The organism is Paraglaciecola sp. MB-3u-78 (assembly GCF_002835935.1).
Taxonomy (GTDB): Bacteria; Pseudomonadota; Gammaproteobacteria; order Enterobacterales; family Alteromonadaceae; genus Paraglaciecola.
Genome location: NZ_PJCF01000002.1, coordinates 110,777 through 132,196, shown reverse-complemented (window position 1 = coordinate 132,196; position 21,420 = coordinate 110,777). Strand labels below are relative to the sequence as shown.

Genomic DNA, 21,420 nt, shown 5'->3' with positions numbered 1-21,420 from the left:
TATAAAAATTTGATAAATCGTCTAAGCTTTCGTTGCATTTCGAAAGCAGTAAATTTGAACGAAGGTTGACTACATGCTGGGGTTGATAAACAAAGCAGTTAAAGTGTTGACCTTGTGGTTAAGCAAAGATAACACAAACCTCCCACCTCCTGGGAAACCTGTTTTATTAACTGAAACAGAACGTTATGACCGCAATGCTCTATTAAAACTTGCCCATATTCATGGTTCCATTTTTAGTGCCTCAGATGTTGAAGGGCCAATGGTATGTATAGTGGGTTTACCATTAGGCCGTCGGTTTCTGAAGGAAAATGCGGCCAACCTGCGTCCTGTAACCCTTGATGTCTCTGCGTTGTTCCCTAAAGGGTTCATGCGTCAAATGGAAGGCAATACACATAAAGCGTATCGCAAAGCGTTAAAAGAAGCTGTAAGCACGCTGGTTATCGGTGATATGACTGACGTTCTAGTGGCTATTTCTGCTGTACGCTTACAATCTTTTGCAGAAGAGAATAGGGAAGAAAGTCACACCTCTCACGCCTATATGTCTGCACTTAGTGATATAGCTACTGGGTTGTTATTGCGGGTGTTTTTCGGAGTGAAACCTGATATTGAGCATTATGGTAGGTTAATGTGCTTGTTTAAACAGCTGGGACCTCACGGATTAGTGTGGAATATTGGTGAACCTCAGGTTAGTGCTTTCAATGCGTTACGAGATGAACTTCTGAAGATGGCACAAGCTGTTACTATTAATAGTGAGGCGACTGTTCCTAATTGCATTTTCTATAACATGGTTAAGCAAGATACTTTAGACGATACCAGTTTGGGTAATATTATCTATATGGTAGAGATGGGCCGCTACGATATGAAAGGTCTATTCAGGTGGATATCAAAATTCGCGGCTGATACCCCAAGTTACTTGAGTCGTATTGCAAAATCAGTAGAGTCGAATGATGTAGATGAGTCTGGGGCGCTAACACAGGCGTTTGTTCAAGAGACATTACGTATGGATCAAAGTGAACGATTGATGCGTGAAGTGAAAGACGATATCGAATTTGAGGGGTTTTTAATACCTAAAGGTTGGCGTGCACGGATTTGTCTTTGGGAAATCCACAAAAATAGTAGTGTGTTCTCGCAACCATTTAAATTTGATCCATTGAGGTTTCTTTCTTCTCGGCCTACATCAGACGAATATTCGCCTTTTGGGCTTGATAACCATCAATGTCCATTTGCCGGAATTGCTATGTCTCTTGGTGGTTATTTTTTACAAGCATTGGCTAGTGGTTATCGAGTTACACCTGTTAATCAAGGTACTAGTGTGCGAGGAGGTTACCACTGGGAGCCAGCACCGAATTTTTCGGTTGTATTGGCCTCTCGTCATTGTTCTAAATCTGAAGTTGTAAATTAAATGTCTGATGTTACTACGAGTGAATTAATTGTTCGCCAAAGTGTTTTACATCCAAATAAAGTTGCCATAATTGCCGAGGATGGTGATGCCACTTATCAGCAGTTGGTCGACTTTGCATGTGGCATCAGTCAATTTTTGATTGAAACAAAAATTGCGCCAGAAGCACCTGTTGCAGTGTTAATGCACAGAAATTCCAACCTTATTGGTACTCTATTAGGTATTTGGAATGTGGGGGCGGCTTATGTGCCCCTAGATCCTTTAGAACCAGCCAAACGAGTGTTACGCATTCTGGAACAAGTAGCCTGCACTAGAATTGTTGGCGACACTACTCTGTGGTCTACGGTTTTAGCCTATGCGACAGAAAGCGAGTTCGATGTAAGTCATTACACATTCGAGGATGTGCGGGATATTTTGCCACTATCAGATGCAACGTTGACAAATACATCGACACAAATACCAACCTCTTCTAGAGTATCAAATCTTGCTTATTTTTTGTTTACATCAGGTAGTAGTGGGGAGCCAAAGGCTGTTCAAATAGAGCATTGTTCTGTCACTAATTTGTTACTCCAAGCTCAAGATTTATTATCTGTAACATCACAAGACCGTTACTTAGCCAGCACAACTATCTGTTTTGATATTTCAGTGGTCGAAATATTTTTACCTTTAATCATTGGCGGCAGTCTTGTTTTATCTGATAAAAGTATACTTTTGGATCCTCAAGGCATGGCTGATTTAGTGCATGACAAAGAGGTGACGATTGTACAAACAGGTCCTTCTGTTTGGTCTATGCTACTGAATGAAGTACCAAATTTCCCTCGTCTAAGAGTCGCTATTAGTACCGGTGAAGCTCTCAATCCTCATATTGCTCAAAAGCTTATTAGATATGCTGAACAAGCGTGGAATTTATATGGACCGACCGAAGCTACAGTCTGGGCGACAGCATACCTATTGACAGGAGAGCTGCGGACTACTAGTTGGTCTGGCATTTCAGTTCCCATAGGTAGTGCTATCCGAGGATATGGCACCTTGATAATTGACTCTGATAATCAGAGTGTAGAAAACAATGAAAAAGGTGAGTTACTGATTAGCGGTATTGGCCTTGCTCGAGGTTATCATAATCAACCCAAGTTAACTCATGAGCGTTTTATTCATATACAAGGCCAGCGTTTTTATCGTACCGGTGACCTGGTATCAAAAGATAACGCTGGAGTTTTGCATTATTATGGTCGGCTGGACGACCAGATGAAAATTCGCGGTATGCGAGTAGAGCCCCGAGAAGTCGAAGAAGCTATTCATCTAGATAATAGAGTAAAAGACGTAGCAGCTACTTGGTATGAAACGCCATCAGGCACAAAAGCAATAATGGCTGCAATAGTGTTACAACCTAATATAACCTGCCAGTCAACAGATTTGTACCAAGATTTGGAAGGAAAACTACGGCAGTCAATAATCCCATCGAAATTTATATTTGTATCATCATTGCCAATTGACAGAAACGGAAAAATTGACCGTACCGCTATCCGTATGTCTGAAGTGACTGAAGTGGCTCAGACAGATAGTCAAACAGCAAAAGTTCCAGCGAAACAAGTTGCACTCAATTGCTCAACAGAATCTATAGTTGCTGGAATATGGCAACGTATGTTGGGGGTAGAGTACATTTCTGGCGATGCTCATTTTTTTGCTATGGGGGGGGATTCATTAGCTGCGGTTACTATGACACTTGAAGTTGAGGCTGAGGTAGGTTGTCGTCTGCCGATGCAACTGGTTCTTGAGGTGCCTTTGCTTAGAGATTTCTCTAAGAGAATAGATGACATCCTTAAGAATAAACAAGTTCAAGGCAAGAAGAACTTCATATTTCCTTTGGTGGAAAGACCAGGTTCAACTCCTTTATTTTTTTGTGGAGGGGACTTATCACTTGCAGGAAAGTGGCGCTTGCCATGCTCTCTCTATATGATTACTTATTGGACAGAAGATGGAGCTTTAATTCGTAAAAATTCGATAGAAGCAATGGCCCGCTATTTTATTGAAGGCATTAAAGAGAAACAGTCTCAAGGACCTTATAGAATCGCCGGTTTTTCATTCGGTGCAATTATAGCGCTAGAAATTTCACAGCAGTTGACGGCGCAAGGAGATCAGATTGAGTATCTATTTCTACTCGATCCTTATAAGCCGAATAATGTCGTAGGCACGGCCACCAGACTAGATAAAGACTTACCAGCCTCCAGTCAGAAGCGATGGCGAGAATTTTACTGGGAGCTCCTACATTATCTTAATGCAATTAATCCACTGCGGCAGGAACATGGCTTTAGAGGTTGGATTGAGTTAATACTCAAGCCTTTAAACAAAAAAGGAATAGTGCAATGGTTTATATACACTTTATTCCATTTGTTACCTAGAAAGCATAATCCTATTTCTGAGGCTTTTTTGGCTAGAAAGCGTTGGCCTGCATTCTGGTTTGCTGCTCGCATGAAATTGCAACGTTATACACCAAAACCTTATCAGGGACGCGCTGGTTTACTGTTTACCAAAGGTCAGGGCGGTCATCAGGTCTGGTCTGCTATCTTGAATGATGATGCCGAAATTCGCTATGTGGAATCGAAACATTTATTGTTATTCGACTCCCCTTTTGTAGATGATTGGATGCAATGGTTGTCTGATGAGTTGTCCGTTAATATGTTGCTTGATTCGGATACGACAAGTTAGCGGATAAATGAGCAGTGAAAATGGAGCGTTGAATTATATAAAGTTCGAACTTATTTGATGTGTTGACTGATTGAAACAACTATCTGAACAAACTATTTTAAAGGTTAAGCTGACTAATTATGCACCTAAGCTTTCTCTTGTAAGTTATAAAATTAACCTTTTATAGGTGAGCTTGCCACTTTGCTAAAGGAAGTTAATTGGGCTTTGGGCATCTATAAGTGCTAGCTGCTTCTAAAAGTAGTTAAACAGAGGGATAGCTAAGTTTTGAAATTAAAATGGTTATCTAACTTACTAAATATAAAAGAGTACTATTCAGACCAATACCAACTCGTCACGTTATAGCGATACTTATCAGCATATTCAGAGATTAATGGTTTCACCCAGTGTTCTGAGCCTGTTGAGGAGGGATCAAATAGTACACAGCGGTTGTGTAGCGGCGAGATATGAATAGGCCCATCATTTTTACCTATAAATACCAGCTCTCCACCATCGTTTGGGTTCCAGTCTTTGTTTAAATACAACAACATACAGACTTCTCTTCCGGGGGAATCATCAGCATGCTCGGCAACGAAGTCGTTAGGGCCTAAGCGAAAAAAGTTAGTATTTATTTCAGGCTCAGCCACATTCATATCGGTGAGTGACACTTTAAAAATGCGTGATAATAAAGACATAAATTCGTTCCCACGCAAATAGGATAAAAATTCATGGGCTATGTTTGAATGGAGGTTATTGGTTACTGTGGTCTTTGCGCTTATGGCATCACGTTGCCACACATCTCGCTTTACAAAGCGTTGTTCGTGGTTGGCTTTTTGCCACTGGGCGTTATCGACATATAATGCATTATAGGTATGTTTTTGAGTTTGCCAAGCACAGGGTTGTTGCAAAACCTTGATTACCTCATCGAGATTGGTTTGGTTGAATAGGCCGTCAATCACAATATGCTTGGGGCAAGCGCGTTTTAATGAATTTCGATATACGTATATCGCAGATTCGATTACATTTTTTTCATTCAACCACATTATTCACACTACTCATTGTTATTTTAAGTTTATGACTGAAAAACTGGATAATACAGGCTTACGTCATAATTCCCATCTTTTGCTGGTTAAAAGCATAGCCCTGTTCGTTGTTAGCTAGTTGCAACACACTACAAGTTCACAATTGAATTCGAATAAGATTCTACATACTTCGTTGTGTGGAGGAGGCTTTTAAACGGCGGTTTAAGTGCTTTTTAAATTTACAGGTATGGGCTGCGATTTGCGCCATCCTGGGTGGCAGCTATATGGGTTTTTTCAAACGAAATCTCTTTCCTATGATCTACTTTTACCTATAGCCGCAAACACTAAGAAAATCCCTATGATTAAAGTTATCTATGCTTAGGTCGCTAAATTTTACAGACTAACCAAAGGTTAGAAAACGTCTTTAGACAAAGGTGTAATGATTATGACCCGTCACTTCATATTAAAAACAGTCACTTTATCGACTCTTATATTTGGCTTAAATGCATGCAGTATGATGCAAACATGATGCCCGATTTAAGCTGGCTTGGATTGCAGAATGATGAACTTCCAAAGACCAATAAAACTGACATGCTGGCTTCTCAACAAAGATCAACGAGCAAACTACCAGAAGAAACACAGAACGATCTGTTACCGAATATTCTCGCTTTACAAAAATCTGAGTCTAATGACAAAATGGATAAACACCTACAAGAATGGCAAGATATGAAGCCTGATATTGCTAGGTTAGTTGCGTTAGAAGGTGAAGTAATAGTTGATTCAGCAGGTAAAAAACATGAATGCTCTAATTGCAAACACCAATTGTTTCCTGGCTAAATCAACCGGTATAGCGATGTTATAGGCACGGTTGTAAAACACGGTTGTTAAACATGGCTGTAAAATCATTACTTGGGTAAATACCCGGTGAGGTTTATAGATGAACAGCAATACTATGGTCATGGCAGTAAACCTTGCGTCGGGTAGCATCATTGGTGTACTAGTAGGATTACGTGGCACACTAGTGATAGTGTGGTGAAAACTGTGATTATTTGGCGAAAAGCCCTGACATCAAACTAAGCTATAAACACTATCCTATTGAAATTATTACTCTTTAATTCTGGAACAGTCTTTGCTCTGTATAATTATTCAAACTAGTTATTCCAACTAGATTAACCAACGTTGGTATAAATGGAGTATTAAAAATGTTTAGTTTTTTATGTGGTTTAGTGTTTTTTTTCTTTTGGATAATTCCCATTATCTCTATTGGCGTTTCTGATCGCACTAGTGGCGGTGAAAAAATTGCATGGATCCTAGCGGTAATTTTTGTATCTTGGTTCGCATGGGTTTTCTACTTGTTATTAGCGCCTTTGAAATCACGCCGTTACAGTGCGTAGTGGCTTGAAATCTTTATGTATTCAGCACATTAGCTGACTAGTGGACAGTGTGAGTATGTGCTTGGTTACTTCAAATTTTTAAACAGGTGAAAATGGCGTTCCCTGAGCGCTTGTCATAGGGGAGCAGCTTTTCATAGTCATGTTCGAAAATATGGACTTCGAAGTAAGGTTTCAATATGTCTATCAACTCATCAAAACTAAAAGCAACCATCCCATGTTCGTCATTCCATAGCTGGGTTTTTTGAGTATTTGTTTTTTCAATACTGAGTTTCAAAGACTGCTTTTCGCCATGACCTGAGTAATACCAGCCAGAGCTGAAGGTGAACAAATCGTCTGCTTGTTTAGCGGTATGTTTGACAAATAGTTTATTGTTGATTTTTTGTTTGTCGACTACGTTAAAACAAAAAATACCATCCGCTTTTAATGCTCGATGTACACTTGCGATGCAACTTTTTAGTCTTTCAATACCATCGTTGTAATGTATGGAATACAAGAAACAAGTGATTAAATCTAATGGTTCATCCACACAGAATTCACTCATGCTTTGCATAAAAAAAGAGGCTTCGGGACATCGCTTTTTAGCTAAATCTAACATAGGTTGATTTATATCAAGACCATTACCGTGATAGCCATAATCTATGAAATGACGGACATGTGGGCCCGTTCCACAGGCTAAATCAAGATGGGTATTACCGTCGTTACCAAAAAGCTGATGTAGTCTGCGAATGCAATTGCTTTGTGTTTGGTAGTCGATATCGACACACATTAAATCATAAAAGCCTGAAAGGTCTGTATAGAGTGCGTTGGCGGTCATATCTGCCTAGTATTGTTAGCTAAAATTTCTTGGGGCGCATAGTAAACTAAGTAGTAAACCTTGCGAAGCACAAATAAGAATCTAGATACACAGTCGCCATCATTATTTACGTTATCCCACCTTAACTTGATCTGCGCATAATCCATGACGAATGACTCTTGCGGTTTCAGCATTATCTGCAATACACTCTTTGATTCGATTAACAACAAAGGTTTTTGATATGAATGTAGAGATCACTCTGCTTGAAGGGCAGAAATTTCAAGCAAATTTTGGCAATCATCAGCTCATAAGTGATCAGAGTGTATCGACAGGTGGAGATGAGTCATATCCAGAACCATTTGATTACTTGCTGCCGCCAATACTTGCACCGTCAAAAAAGTGATCCAAGCCATCCCAGAGTTTTATATTTAAATTGCCGAATAGGCTAATATATATTTTGCTGGGGTGGACGTTTTTAGCTACTGCTCCTTGGGAAAAAACTAGTTAAAGAGCATATGTATAACTGAGTAAGGTTAACACTATGCTTGAATAACAAATGGATATTGGCAATCCAAATTTAATAAAGTGTTTAAATTTATAGTTACTGGCGCTAAATACCAATAGATTGGTTTGGTAGCCATAGGGTGATATAAAGCTAGCGCTGGCAGCAAAAGCGACTGCCAGTGCAAAAGGCATAATTGGCACCTCTAGGGTTTGAACCAGTCCATAGGCTAAGGGAAACATCAGTGCGGCGGCTGCGTTGTTGGTAACAAGTTCGGTGAGTATTAGGGTTAATACATATACCATTACTAGCGCCCATATAGGGCTGACGCTGCTGGCCCATGGGCCAATTAACTGCATAATCTGTTGTATCACACCTGATTTTTCAAGGGCGGTGGCAAGACTCAGTGCGCCAACAATGACGACTATTAAATTAAGTGGGATATTGCGCTTGATTTCGTTGTTGGTGGTTACACCACCGATGACCAGTATGGCGATAAAGAACAGTAAACCTGTGGCCAAATTTAATACTGACGTCGCTGCCAAGGCTACGGTGAATAAAAAGCCACCAAGTGTAATCCAATCCTGAATGGGACTTAACTTTGTTTCCATCTTTTTTTCAGACAGAATAAAAAAGTTTTTGGTGAGGTTATGCCTTTGCATAAAGTCTGGGCCAGTAGCCAGTAATAAAAAATCACCCGATTGAAGCTTTATTTCACCCAGCTTGCCAGACAAGGTTTCTCCGTCTCGTCTTATGGCTACTACTGCAGCATCAAACAGTGCTCTAAAGCCTAGCGCTTTTAAGGTTTGACCGATAATTTGTGCCCGATTGGAAATGATCACTTCTGTGAGGTTTTTACGCTCTAGACCATTGGACTCCGCAAAGAGCTTTAAGCCTTTGATATGGTCTAAGTTACCAACATGTTGAATATTACCGGAAAATATTAATTTGTCGCCAGACTGAATAACCACATCAGGCGTAACTGGGGTGATCAGTTTTCCGTCTCTTGCTATTTCAATCAAAAATAATTCAGGCAAATTTCGTAGATGATTTTCCTCAACACTTTTGCCAATTAACTCACAGTCTTGTTCTACGTCTGCTTCCATAAAATAACTATTATATTGGGAGCTTTTATTGGCGATTTCTGGCAGTAATGGGGTCATCAAAAACATCAATAAACCGCAACTCAACCCTGCTACTAAACCGTAAAGTGTGAAATCCCAAAAATTGAAACCTGGGTGACCATGTTCAATTAAAAAACTATCCACAATTAAGTTAGTGGACGTGCCAATTAGGGTGACGGTGCCACCTAAAATTGCTGAATACGACAAGGGGATCAGTAGTTGAGAGGCATGGTGATATTGGTTTTGTTTCACCGGACCAATCAAACTTGCCACTACGGCAGTGTTATTTAGAAGTGCAGAGGAAAAAAACGTTAAACCAAATAGCCGCCAGTAACTGGCGTTAAAACTTGCTGTGACTAAGGTTCTAGCTAAACGTTTGATTAAGGATGTTTTATCTACTGCTGAACTAACTAATAGCAGTAAAACGAGAGTCACTAAGCCTTGATTGGTGAAGTTGTTAATCACATCACCTATCACCAGCTGTTGGCTAGCAATCAAGGCTAAAAGTGAAGCTGCAAAGATTAAAGATGGGCGCTCGTTAGTGGTAACAAGCGCCAATATAGTACCGGCAAAAATGGCTAATACCAGATACTGATTAATATCCATATTGTCTTATTCTTATTAGGTTAAGGGCCTGTTGTCATTTCATATGTCAACAGGCCCTAGGACTATAGTTTACTGATATCAGTCGCATTCCAATGTGGAAAATGTTTCCTGACCAAGTCATTAAATTCTAATTCAAATTCAGAAAAATGGCCTGCACTAGTGTCTTCAGCTACTTCGATGATCATACCTGCACCCACTGTGCCATTGGTGACTCTATCAATAATGATAAAAGCACCTGTAGAGCGATTTTTGGTGTAAGGGTCACATGCAACAGGCTGAGTGAGTTTGATTTTACCTACGGCAATTTCATTTAACCCTAGACGCACTGTATTCTTGTGTTCCATAGAGTTTACATCAATTTGATATTCCACTTCGGTGACACTGCCGGGTACAAATTTTGTCGCAAACTTAAAACCATATTGCTTATTAGGCATCATAGGCTCTTCATCCATCCACACTAAATTTGTTCTATAAGTGTTGCTGTGCAGCGGTAAATTATCGCTTTTGACTATCATGTCGCCACGAGAAATATCAATTTCATCTTCTAATGTGATAGTCGTGGTAAGAGGTGCATAGACCCTATCTTGTTCACCTTCAAAATTAACCAGAGCCTTAACTTTAGACTGCTTACCTGAAGGCAGGGCAGTAATACTATCGCCGGGCTTTATCTGACCAGACACCACTGTGCCTGCAAAACCACGGAAATTTAGATTCGGGCGGTTGACGTATTGCACCGGAAAGCGAAAATCGTCAGCATTGATATCGTCATTAATTTCGACTTTTTCCAACATGGTCATCAAAGTATCACCCTGGTACCATGGTGTGTTTTCGCTAGCGTTAACCACATTATCACCATCTAAAGCTGACAGTGGAATAAACTGGATATCTGGTATTTCTAACCGTTTAGAAAACTCTAGATAGTCTGCTTTGATTTCTTCATAAACAGTTTCGCTGTAGTCTTTCAAATCCATTTTGTTGACAGCCACGATAACGTGTTTGAGGCCTAACAAAGACACTAAGAAAGAATGACGACGGGTTTGAGTTTTCACCCCTGAGCGAGCATCAATTAGGATAATCGCCACATCGCAATTAGATGCACCTGTCACCATGTTGCGGGTATACTGCTCATGCCCTGGGGTATCAGCAATGATAAATTTACGTTTATCGGTGGAGTAATAGCGGTAAGCCACATCTATGGTAATGCCTTGCTCTCGTTCAGATTGTAAACCATCAACTAGTAGCGCTAAATCAACTTTATCACCAGTGGTACCCATTTTTTTACTGTCTTTGGTGATAGCGGCAAGTTGATCTTCAAAAATCATTTTTGAGTCGTGTAACAAACGACCTATTAAGGTACTTTTACCATCATCCACACTGCCGCAAGTTAAAAAACGTAGCATGTCTTTCTTTTCATGTTGATCTAGATAGCCCAAGATATCGGACTGTAATAATGTATTTTCACTATTCATAATTAGCAACTCACCAAGAAATAAGGATTTAAAACGGAATCTTTTTGATTGTATCTAAGCGCGACTGCATCTGCTTTTAGTGCATCTGTTGCATCTTCAATTATGGTGACCTTACCGCCAGCTGCTTCAACAACAGCCTGTGCAGCTCCGGTATCCCACTCACAAGTAGGACCTAAGCGCGGATAAAGATGCGCAGCCCCTTCTGCGACTAGACATAATTTAAGAGAACTGCCCATGGCAACCAACTCAGTGTCGCCTTCTAAAGAATCAAGTAAGGCTTGTATCTCGGGGCTTTGATGTGAACGGCTTCCGACTATCTTCCATGTTTCACCTTTAGTCCAAGTTTTGGGATGGATATCTGCTTTTACACCAGCCGTTATCTTATAAGCACCTTGGCCTAACACACCGACATAGGTGTGTTCCAAAACCGGAGCATACACCACCCCAAAAATTGGTACACCGTCTTTAATTAGCGCGATATTGACTGTAAATTCACCATTTTTCTTAATGAATTCTTTGGTCCCATCAAGTGGATCAACTAGCCAATAGGTATCCCAAGTGTTACGTTCTTGCCATGAAATATCTGCAGATTCTTCAGACAGAATAGGTAAATCTGATACTTTACTTAAGCCTTCAACAATACAGTTGTGTGCGGCTAAGTCAGCCTCAGTTAACGGGCTTTCATCTGACTTTTCATAGATAGCAAAATCTTGTTGATAGATATCCATGATTTTGTCACCCGCTAGATGACTGATATCAATAATATTTTGAATAAGTTGTTGGTTTAACATTAAGCAACAATTCCTTTTTGTTTGAGTAAATCAAAAAGTTGCTCGGCAGATTGTTCGGCTGTTTGTCCAGAAAATGCTAAAGTGATTTCTGGGTTTTCTGGTGTTTCGTAGGGGGAATCGATACCAGTAAAGTCTTTAATGTCACCTTGTCTGGCTTTTTGATAAAGCCCTTTAGGATCACGTTTTTCACATTCCTCTATAGGCGTATCAACAAATATTTCGACAAATTCGCCATCGGCTAATAAACGACGACAAAAATCTCTTTCAGTTTTAAAAGGCGAGATAAAGGCAGTCAGTACTATGATACCTGCATCCACAAACAACTTAGATACCTCACCAATGCGTCTGATATTTTCTACTCTGTCTTTATCACTGAAGGTCAAATCACCACATAAACCGTGACGCACGTTATCGCCATCAAGTAAGTAGGTATGTTTCCCATGTTCTGCCAACTTTTTTTCTAATAAATTAGCGATCGTAGATTTACCTGAACCGCTCAAACCAGTTAGCCATAACACGCAAGATTTCTGTTTCTTAGCTTGTGCTCTGCGAGCCTTATCAACATCATGCTGATGCCACACTATGTTAGTCGTCATTAGAAATATCCTTCCATTTTTTTCTTTTCCATTGAACCTGAAGAATCATGGTCAATGACTCTGCCTTGGCGCTCTGAAGTTTTGGTCAATAACATCTCTTGAATCACTTCAGGCAAGGTCGCGGCTGTTGATTCAACTGCGCCCGTTAATGGATAACACCCTAAGGTTCTAAAACGCACTGAACGCATTTCAGGAGTTTCGCCTTCTTCCATTGGCATACGGTCATCATCAACCATAAAGTAGACACCATCGCGTTTGACAACTGGGCGAGGTTTTGCCAAATACAATGAAGGAATTTCGATGTTTTCCATGTAGATATATTGCCAGATATCTAGCTCAGTCCAGTTGGACATTGGAAAAACACGAATGCTTTCGCCTTTGTTAATTTGTGCGTTATAAATGTTCCATAATTCTGGGCGTTGGTTTTTAGGATCCCATCTGTGATTCTCGTCGCGAAAAGAATACACACGCTCTTTGGCCCGAGATTTTTCTTCATCACGTCTGGCACCACCAAAAGCAGCATCGAACTTATAGTGATTCAATGCTTGTTTTAAGGATTGAGTTTTCATGATATCGGTATGCTTAGAGCTACCATGACTGAATGGACCTACATTCATCTTCACGCCTTCTGGATTGATATGCACCAGTAGGTTGAGATCATGTTTTTTGGCTATTTCGTCACGAAATGTAATCATTTCGTGAAATTTCCACGTGGTATCCACATGCAGTAATGGAAAGGGTATTTTGCCTGGGGCAAAGGCTTTACGTGCTAGATGTAATAACACTGAAGAATCTTTACCCACAGAATACAACATCACTGGATTGTCGAATTCAGCCGCCACTTCCCGGAAAATATGAATACTTTCCGCTTCAAGTTGCTTCAAATGGGTCACAGTAGGGATCGAGTTAGACATGGATTTCTCACGTAAAATTGGTTGTTTATATTAAAAAAATCTAAGGATAGAACAATAACAAAATTAAACTTGAATTTATATACTTATTTGAACTATCACAGCACTATTTAATACTGGTTTTGACTCAGCAGATAGTGGCTGTGATAGCTTCAATGTTTAATCCAGTTGATCTAGGGTGTGCTGCACTTTATCGAAAGTATCCGTTACCAGTTGATCATCTTGCTTACCTAATAAGCTAAACGTGATAATAGTCAAACTACATACGATAAATCCAGGCACTATTTCGTACAGCCAATCGCTTAAGGCTTGTCCATTGATCGTTAGCGGAGCATAAATCCAAATTAAAACAGTAATCGCACCAGACAACATACCTAAAATTGCCGATAGACGTGTCATTTTTTTCCAAAATAGACTAATCAATACAACTGGGCCAAAGGCAGCCCCGAAACCAGCCCACGCATTGCTGACTAGATTTAATATGGTGCTGTCTCGGTCATAAGCTAGGTAGATAGAAACTAAGGCAACTAGTGCTACAGACACTCTACCTGCGGTAATTAACTCTTTTTGGCTCGCGTTTTTGCGAAAGAAGGCTTGATAGAAATCGCCGGTTAACGAGCTTGATGTGACCAATAATTGTGAAGAAATGGTACTCATAATTGCAGCCAGAATGGCTCCTAATAAGAAGCCACTTATTAATGGATGAAATAGTATTTGCGATAGGTAAATGAATATGGTCTCTGGATCTTGCATATCACCTTGGGTTTTGGTGACATAAGCAAGACCCAATATGCCTGTTGCCAGTGATCCAATAATAGATACCACCATCCAACTAATACCTATTTTTCGTGCCGTTTTGATGTCTGTTACAGAGCGGATCGCCATAAAGCGGACAATGATATGTGGCTGACCAAAATAGCCCAATCCCCAAGACAATAAAGATATTATGCCTATCACCGACATTGCCTCCCCAGTGGAGGCGTCTATAAATAGATTCAAAAAATCAGCATCATATGTCGCTAGTTGCGATGCAGCACCGCTGAACCCGCCCAAATCAAAAAGTACTACAACTGGCACCAATACCAAGGACACAAACATAATACAGCCCTGTACAAAGTCGGTAATACTCACGGCCATAAATCCGCCGAGTAAGGTATAGGCAACAACAACACCGGCAGTCACATACAAGCCCATTTCATAACTTAAACCAAATGAAGACTCAAATAATTTGCCTCCGGCTACTACGCCAGATGAAGTATACAAGGTGAAAAAAATGACAATTACAACAGATGAAATTAACCTTAAGCTATGACTAGTGTCATTGAAGCGGTTTGCAAAATAATCAGGAATAGTGAGAGCGTTTTTTGCCAACTCGGTATATACCCTAAGCCGGGGCGCAACCCATAAATAATTCAGGTAAGCACCAATGACGAGACCCACAGCAATCCATGCACTGGAAATACCAGACACATACATAGCGCCAGGCAATCCCATTAACATCCAGCCACTCATATCTGATGCGCCTGCAGATAAAGCTGTGACTTTAGGACTTAAACTTCTACCACCCAACATATATCCTTCAACGTCAGTACTAGATTGCTTGAACGAATATAAACCAATGCCAAGCATGACCAAAAAATACAGGCCAAGAGATACGTATGTGTAGGGTTCCATCGAAGTTTCCTTTGAAGTGAGGGGAGGAATAAGTACGTTGTTATATTTATGTTATCATACGCTGGCACTGGAAGACTAACTCACACCTAATATCAAGTGGTTGTATGTATCGCAAAACGTTTGAAGAACTGAGTAAAGATGAACTTTATGCCTTGGCGACACTGCGTCAGCAGGTGTTTATTGTCGAACAAAATAGTATTTATTCTGACCTTGATGATTATGATCAAACTGCAATACATTATTTGGATGTTGATCCCCAAGATAAATTAATCGCCTATGCCCGATATCGAAAAATCCCGCAGCTTGATGAAGTGAAGATTGAACGAGTGGTCTTGGCTAGACAGGTGAGGGGATTGGGGCTTGGTAAGTCTTTGATTGTCACTATGCTAAAGGATATTCAGGATGAATATTCTTTAGGGAAAATTACGTTGTCTTCACAGATTGACGCCAGTGAGTTTTATCGACGGTTAGGGTTTGCTGAGTTTGGGGAGGTGTATGATGATGGAGGGATCATGCATGTTGGGATGGTTTATCAAGGGGTTGATTGACGCTTAATGCCCTAGCGGGAAGCACCTTCGCGCGGCGGCCGATTGGCAGTTTTTTGCATTTCACATAGTAATAAAACGTTCGAGCAACTAAAGCATGCGCTGCCGCTTACCGCCATCCATAGCTTTTTTCACACAGCATCCATGCTGCACGACTTACTTTTTGCCAACAGCAGCAAAAAGTAAGCACAAAATGTTAGGGAAACATTTTGAACATATGAAAGATGGCCCGTAGGGTGAAATACAAGGATGTATTTCATAAAAAATGCCGCTCGAGGGCAATGCTCTTCATCCAACTATTACTCCAATTTAGCAGGTCGCGCTGAGCCGTTCCAGACGGCGCATCGCTCAATCGCCTGTCCCGCGAGGCTTCCGCATGGGGATTGCCCTACTAAATTGAAGCAATAGTTGGCGAGCCTTGAGTCGAGGGTAAATCAAAAGAAAAAAGCATCGGCTCTGCCGATTTTCTTTGGTGGCTCCGCCACTGCTGTTTCCGCATTTAAAGTTTCAGCAACAAATGGCTTATTCTAGGGGCAAATGGCATGGGTGAAACTGGTTTTTTTAGAAGCACAGCTTCGCCCAGTTGAACAGCTCGACAAGGACGTCGAGATTGGGTGCCGATCATGGATGTGCGAGTGACTACTTTAAATTCGAGCCCAATACATTCAGAACTACAAGTGTAACTACCCTCTAAGCCAACAACTTCAAATCTTGCTGAAGTTAGATCATTAAATCTTATGGTAATTACTATTTTTACACCAAGTACTTTACCAGCAATGCTAGCAAAGGCTCCAACCGTGGCGCCCGTTCTTTCTATAAGCCCCATATTCCATTCATGGTTTTCTGCAATTTGATGTTGTATTGCGGGGTCGTTAAACATGTCCCACGCGCTTTCTGCTAAACTTTCGTGTATATCATAATCAGTGTTTGCATCTCGTTTTACCAACTTAAAATCCGCTAAAGCTGGGGGGTGAGAACTTGGAGCTCTTCACTACTAAGTTCAGTCACATATGCGTCAATGGTGTCAGGAACTCCGCTTTCATGACTCTCTATATTAACCACTCGGAACTTGATTCGGTCTGCAGTATTTGAATTTATGACTATCTATTTTTTCATCTTATTCCTTGATGTTGTTTAAAAAAATACGTCAAATGCTTTCAATAGCGCCTTTACTATTGAGTATAATATTACTTTTCTTTTTTCCTCCTTCTGTCTCATAGTGATAAGTTTAGTGTTGCCATATGCATAAACTACGGAGAAGAGTAAAACTACAACTCCCCAGATTGGCCTAATATAAAGCTCACCATTTATAAATGCTATATCCATAATAATCACCAACATTTTACTTAAGCTAAGCACGGCTGGCTTACCGAGTTAATTTATTAAAGCCCAAGCACTATAAATGTGCTCCGGAATTATAATTTTTGCGATTTAAATAATTTTTCTTTTCACTCCACATTATCAACAATAAAAAAATGCCTCCTAAAAGGATAATGCCAATCAGTTAAGAAATATTTTAGCGATCGGTTGACCGATCTTTAGAACAGTCCAAAATCCGATATCAGTATACTGTTATCGGATTTTTTTATGGAACTCTCAGAAGCCCTCGCCCGTACATCAATAAATCGCCTCACTGAATTCAGTTCCTTGTCAGACGTATTAGAGCCTGATGTTATCCAATCTTGCCTTGACTCCAATGGTGTTGCTACATTGAGAAAACGCAAACTGCCAATGGATGCCATGGTGTGGGCCGTCATTGGCATGTCACTGTTTAGAACAGAGTCGGTTCGTCAGCTTATCAACAAGCTCGACATTTTATTGCCACAAGAAGTCGATTACGTCGCCAGAAGTGCGGTGACTCAAGCACGTAAGAAGTTGGGCAGTGATGTTGTTCGCGACGTTTTTCAGCAATCAGCAAACACATGGCATGAACGAGCAGAGCATCCTCATTGGTGTGGGTTAAATTTGTACTGTGTTGATGGTGTGGTTTGGCGAACCCCCGATACTAAAGGGAACAGTGCGTAGTTTGCACGTACCGCGAATAAAGCCTATGAGGCAGGTTACCCACAAGTCCGCATGGTGTGCATGATGGAGCTGAGTAGTCATTTAATACTCGATAGTGCCTTTGATAGTGTGGCTGAAAATGAAATGAATCTGGCCGCTAAACTCGTCGATAAGGTGCCAGACAATAGCCTCACTCTTTTTGATAAGGGATTTTATTCCCTAGGTTTATTGCATGACTGGCAACAAAAAGGCCACAACACTCACTGGTTGCTCCCCCTTAAAAAAGGGACACAATTTGAAGAAGTGAGAAGTTTAGGTAAGCAAGACAAACTCGTTCGTATTAAAACCACCCCGCAATCAAGAAAGAAACGGCCGCATTTACCTGACGTGATTGAAGCGAGACTACTGACCCGAGCTTATTAATCAGGAATTATGGGGTGTACTACTGGCTTACAATCTGATTCGATACAAGATGATATTGATGGCAAAGTCACTGAAAAGCGTATTTCCGAACCAATTGAGCTTTAGGGATGCGTCTTCGCACATCATACACACACTGACAATGATGCCTATTTATGCCCCAGGAAACGTTCCACGAATAATATTAGATATCGAACGTAATGCAGCACAATTTAAGCTAGAAGGAAAGCGAGAGCGAAGTTATCCTCGATGTTTAAAGGTATCTAAAAACAGATACCCTACCGCCAAAAGCAAATATGCCGTTCACCTTAAGTGAACGGCATTATCCTAAAATGAAGCATTTTTACAATTTCAAATAACAACTTGTGTATCGAAAAAGCTAAGCAGAAAAATGAATATTGCGTTTAAGTTGCTCTTTCATTCTTTGAATATCAGAACCTTCTTCGCCAACTACTACAATACTCGCACGATTGAAGTCCATGGCTTGGCTTTGGTATCCCTTACCTGACGCTGAGCCTTTGGCATTGTGAGTATCGTCGTGAGGGATCACGAATACTGAGACTTTGCCGTTTTCACCTTGCATTACCATGTGTAAGCTTCTAACGTTTTCAAAGTCACAAAAGTTGGCGTAGTAAACGTGACCTAATTCTTCTGTGAACTCTCCACCAAACTGAGCTAGCTTGGCATTCACTTGTTGTAGTGAAAAATTATCTTGAGCGTCCAGCGCATAACCACCTTCGTAATGCACATGGGCAATAGCTTGTTTTGACAGATCCAATAAATTACTTTGTTGCCACATGGTAAAACTCACTCCCACCACAAAAGCAACCGACGCTGCCATAGCTAGCTGTATACGATTACGTACTTTACTCGCCTTATGGGATTGCATCGTTTGTCGTAAAATTAGTTTGTGCACTAAGTCATCGGGTACTTTTACTTGGCTGGCTTGGTGCATGTTTTTATCGAGTTGCTTAAGTTCTTTACAGAACTCCTGCTTTTTAGGATCGTCGGCAATCGCTGCTAGCACCCGTGGATCTGTGCAATTGGGATCCGCATATAAGGTGCGACGAAACTCTAGTTCATCCATTTTTACGCCCCCTGTTGTCATTGCCTTTATCTAGTTCTTCTTTAACCTGATTACGTGCTCTGAATAATCGTGTCATTACGGTATTCTTGTTTAAATTAAGCTGCTGTGCAATCTCGTCACCGCTATAGCCAAATACTATCTGTAACATCAGTGGTTCTCTGTACTCTTCACTTAACGACGCCATAATAGCGCGGAGTTCTCTATGTTCAATTTCAACTTCATTGGACAGTTGGTCATCGATAACCGACACATCATCTATATCGACTAAGTCAAATCTTTTGCGTTCAAAGCGCCTAGCATTTTCTCGGCGCAATATGGTAATTAACCAAGACTTCGCTGCTCTTTCATCTTTGAGAGAATCCAAAGATTTCCACGCGCGAAGAAAGGTCTCCTGTACTATGTCCTCTGCTACTGCTTTGTCTTTCACAAGCCAATATGCATAACGGAATATGTCACGATGAAGGGCTAGCACTAACACTTCATAACGTTTTTGTTTATTTGCCATGTCATTAGAGACCGAGGCTTGACTATTTTGCTTTCGAGAAAACATTTTTTAATTCCACCATAGCTTTGGCTTGTGTTTTATTGCATACCCAAGAGAGTTATTCTGCAACGCTATGGATACCGAAAATTGGTATTCAACGGGTATAAAATACATAAAAAATTGTCGATGTCGGTAGCCTAATTTTTAAGTATCGGGATACAGCGGCGACAAATTATGCTTTTTATACTTTTCGATACTGCCTTCTTTACGCAGTTTACGCAATATTTGATGCAAAGCTGTACTTTGCCATTCGGTTTGAGTTTTTGAATAACGTGAGGCTAAAAGAATGTTAACTGCCTCGTTAAGTGATTGATTATCAATACACTTTAAGCTTTGTGCCAACGTTGCTTGTTTGTCTTGGGTCGTGTGGCCTAGCCATAGTGCAAGATAGGTTTGGGTCTCTAGAGAGGCGTTTTTATCCAAGGCTTTTTCAAGATTTTTCCATAAGGATTGTTCATTTTGCGAATTCCTAGCAGGTGAGTTACTTGCATGCTTAGTCGCCGCTTTTAATGCAATAACGTGTTTGTACCAAAAAACCAAGGTAAGCAGCCATAACACCAATAAACCGGCTGTTAGCCACATCCAATATTGAGACATGGTCATATTTTGATTCTTTAATTCAGTTGGCATTGATGTTTGTGGCTTACTTTCGGCGGCCGCTTGAATGACCGGACTGCTGGGAATACCACTAGTTGGTTGTGTTGTCGCTGGCAATATTTGCAATATTTTTTCTGCTAATACCGCAAATTCAGTTTTTTGAGTCATGGTATTAAACCAAGGTATCCTAACTTGTGGGATAACAAGTTGGCCAGCTTGACTGGGTATAATGGCGATGCTTTCTTTGCGCTGAGCGATCAAGGTATTATCTTTTTCGACTGTTGTTGTTTCGGCTTGATCTGGGTACGTTTTCACCGAGTCAGGGTAAATACTGGTAATTTGCGGCAGTTGCTCTTCGACCACACCTATTGCGGTTAACGTAATTGTGCGGGTGATAGGTTCACCAGCAATAAACTCTCGTGTATTGCCCTGCCATTCGTCGTCTAGTTGCACAAAGTTACTAGGCAGCCAATGTTGGTCGTAATTACTAGGGATTGGCAGAACGGTAATAGTCTGGCTCGGCCCGACTCGATTGACCGCTTTGCTGCGGTTAAAAAAGCCAAAACTCTGCCGAGAGTTATCAATCACTTCACCTTCAAACAGAGGGCCTTCGATGGTGAAGGTACCACTTTGCTGTGGAATAATTGCAAACGATCGCTCGATAATACGATAGCGTCGCCCCTCAACCACTTCGTTATATTCTTTGTCTTTACCTATTTGCCTGATGTCGGCATTTTCCAAAGTAGGACTAGAAAGACTGCCTCTTTGCAAGTCTTTACCTAAATGCAATTTAACGGTGTAGCGAATTTGTTGTTGTAGATATGCCTCTGCCACATCAAGATTAGTAGTGATAAACAGATCCCGGCTGCTAGAGGAAGAACTGGCTGTGGCAGGTACTACTAATACTTCTAGTGGTTTTGTAATAAAGCCATCAACGTTAAAGGCGGGGATGGTGAAACGACCTTTGTTTCTTGGGATCAGGACTGTTGACCAAGTGGTTGTTCTGGTGGTGTCAAAGTTGATCATTTTTGTTTGCGAACTAATTGACGTACGACCAACAACAAAGTCCTTCATTAAGAATGAGGAATCAAAGGCGTCTCTATCTACCTCACCGTTGGCGACTATCGACAGAATAAACGACTCATCCACCATCACTGGATTTTTATTGACAGATGCGCTCACTTGAATCGATTGAGCCTGGGCCATACTTGTTAGGATTAAGAAACCTAAGCAGACTATTAATTTGGGCATTTTAGACAT

Annotated in this window: 17 protein-coding genes and 1 pseudogene; 6 read left to right on the top strand and 12 right to left on the bottom strand. The window is 40.7% G+C overall.

Annotated elements, in window-relative coordinates; genetic code table 11:
• The first annotated feature begins 73 nt into the window (after positions 1-73).
• Together CXF95_RS02375 and CXF95_RS02370 are read left to right on the top strand one after the other, a co-directional pair.
• Entirely contained in the window at positions 74-1,402 is a 1,329-nt protein-coding gene (locus CXF95_RS02375) for a cytochrome P450 (protein WP_101197223.1), read from the top strand.
• On the top strand, positions 1,403-4,105 hold the full coding sequence (locus CXF95_RS02370) for an amino acid adenylation domain-containing protein (protein WP_101197222.1): 2,703 nt from the start codon (positions 1,403-1,405) through the stop codon (positions 4,103-4,105).
• 308 nt (positions 4,106-4,413) lie between these two features.
• Here CXF95_RS02370 and CXF95_RS02365 read toward each other — a convergent pair whose 3' ends face one another.
• Entirely contained in the window at positions 4,414-5,124 is a 711-nt protein-coding gene (locus CXF95_RS02365) for a 2OG-Fe(II) oxygenase (RefSeq protein ID WP_101197221.1), read from the bottom strand.
• Between the two features lie 486 nt (positions 5,125-5,610).
• On the opposite strand from CXF95_RS02365, the gene CXF95_RS02360 reads away from it, so the two are divergent.
• Together CXF95_RS02360 and CXF95_RS02355 are read left to right on the top strand one after the other, a co-directional pair.
• On the top strand, positions 5,611-5,940 hold the full coding sequence (locus CXF95_RS02360) for a hypothetical protein (RefSeq protein WP_101197220.1): 330 nt from the start codon (positions 5,611-5,613) through the stop codon (positions 5,938-5,940).
• 365 nt (positions 5,941-6,305) lie between these two features.
• Positions 6,306-6,497, top strand: a complete 192-nt coding sequence (locus tag CXF95_RS02355; protein ID WP_101197219.1) for a PLDc N-terminal domain-containing protein — start codon at positions 6,306-6,308, stop codon at positions 6,495-6,497.
• A gap of 70 nt (positions 6,498-6,567) precedes the next feature.
• Here the strand turns inward: CXF95_RS02355 and CXF95_RS02350 are convergent, their stop codons facing one another.
• The 7 genes from CXF95_RS02350 to putP form a co-directional block, all read right to left on the bottom strand.
• The gene (locus CXF95_RS02350) at positions 6,568-7,311 is read right to left on the bottom strand and encodes a class I SAM-dependent methyltransferase (RefSeq protein ID WP_101197218.1); all 744 of its coding nucleotides are present in this window, start codon (positions 7,309-7,311) and stop codon (positions 6,568-6,570) included.
• A 483-nt stretch (positions 7,312-7,794) separates the two neighbouring features.
• Positions 7,795-9,522 carry an SLC13 family permease gene (locus tag CXF95_RS02340; RefSeq protein WP_101197217.1) on the bottom strand — a complete coding sequence of 576 codons (1,728 nt, stop codon included), beginning with the start codon at positions 9,520-9,522 and terminating at the stop codon, positions 7,795-7,797.
• A gap of 62 nt (positions 9,523-9,584) precedes the next feature.
• Positions 9,585-10,991, bottom strand: coding sequence for a sulfate adenylyltransferase subunit CysN (gene cysN, locus CXF95_RS02335; RefSeq protein ID WP_101197216.1), 1,407 nt, complete (start codon positions 10,989-10,991; stop codon positions 9,585-9,587).
• A 2-nt stretch (positions 10,992-10,993) separates the two neighbouring features.
• Positions 10,994-11,782 carry a 3'(2'),5'-bisphosphate nucleotidase CysQ gene (gene cysQ / locus CXF95_RS02330; RefSeq protein WP_101197215.1) on the bottom strand — a complete coding sequence of 263 codons (789 nt, stop codon included), beginning with the start codon at positions 11,780-11,782 and terminating at the stop codon, positions 10,994-10,996.
• On the bottom strand, positions 11,782-12,378 hold the full coding sequence (gene cysC, locus CXF95_RS02325) for an adenylyl-sulfate kinase (RefSeq protein WP_101197214.1): 597 nt from the start codon (positions 12,376-12,378) through the stop codon (positions 11,782-11,784). Before cysC ends, cysQ begins: the two co-directional genes overlap by 1 nt.
• Complete coding sequence (gene cysD / locus CXF95_RS02320) at positions 12,378-13,292, bottom strand: sulfate adenylyltransferase subunit CysD (RefSeq protein ID WP_101197213.1); 915 nt, start codon at positions 13,290-13,292, stop codon at positions 12,378-12,380. Before cysD ends, cysC begins: the two co-directional genes overlap by 1 nt.
• A gap of 156 nt (positions 13,293-13,448) precedes the next feature.
• On the bottom strand, positions 13,449-14,963 hold the full coding sequence (gene putP, locus CXF95_RS02315) for a sodium/proline symporter PutP (protein ID WP_101197212.1): 1,515 nt from the start codon (positions 14,961-14,963) through the stop codon (positions 13,449-13,451).
• 104 nt (positions 14,964-15,067) lie between these two features.
• Between putP and CXF95_RS02310 the strand changes: the two genes are divergently transcribed.
• Complete coding sequence (locus CXF95_RS02310; protein ID WP_101197211.1) at positions 15,068-15,511, top strand: GNAT family N-acetyltransferase; 444 nt, start codon at positions 15,068-15,070, stop codon at positions 15,509-15,511.
• 496 nt (positions 15,512-16,007) lie between these two features.
• On the opposite strand, the gene CXF95_RS02305 is transcribed toward CXF95_RS02310, so the two are convergent.
• Positions 16,008-16,388 carry a hypothetical protein gene (locus tag CXF95_RS02305; RefSeq protein WP_157828045.1) on the bottom strand — a complete coding sequence of 127 codons (381 nt, stop codon included), beginning with the start codon at positions 16,386-16,388 and terminating at the stop codon, positions 16,008-16,010.
• A gap of 707 nt (positions 16,389-17,095) precedes the next feature.
• Between CXF95_RS02305 and CXF95_RS02295 the strand changes: the two are divergent.
• Positions 17,096-18,248: pseudogene (locus CXF95_RS02295) on the top strand (IS4 family transposase).
• A gap of 63 nt (positions 18,249-18,311) precedes the next feature.
• On the opposite strand, the gene CXF95_RS02290 reads toward CXF95_RS02295, so the two are convergent.
• The 3 genes from CXF95_RS02290 to CXF95_RS02280 all read right to left on the bottom strand — a co-directional run bounded on the left by CXF95_RS02290 (position 18,312) and on the right by CXF95_RS02280 (position 21,420).
• The gene (locus CXF95_RS02290; protein WP_101197208.1) at positions 18,312-19,019 is read right to left on the bottom strand and encodes a DUF3379 domain-containing protein; all 708 of its coding nucleotides are present in this window, start codon (positions 19,017-19,019) and stop codon (positions 18,312-18,314) included.
• Positions 19,012-19,569, bottom strand: a complete 558-nt coding sequence (locus CXF95_RS02285; protein WP_101197207.1) for a sigma-70 family RNA polymerase sigma factor — start codon at positions 19,567-19,569, stop codon at positions 19,012-19,014. Before CXF95_RS02285 ends, CXF95_RS02290 begins: the two co-directional genes overlap by 8 nt.
• A 138-nt stretch (positions 19,570-19,707) precedes the next feature.
• Complete coding sequence (locus CXF95_RS02280) at positions 19,708-21,420, bottom strand: BatD family protein (protein ID WP_198556476.1); 1,713 nt, start codon at positions 21,418-21,420, stop codon at positions 19,708-19,710.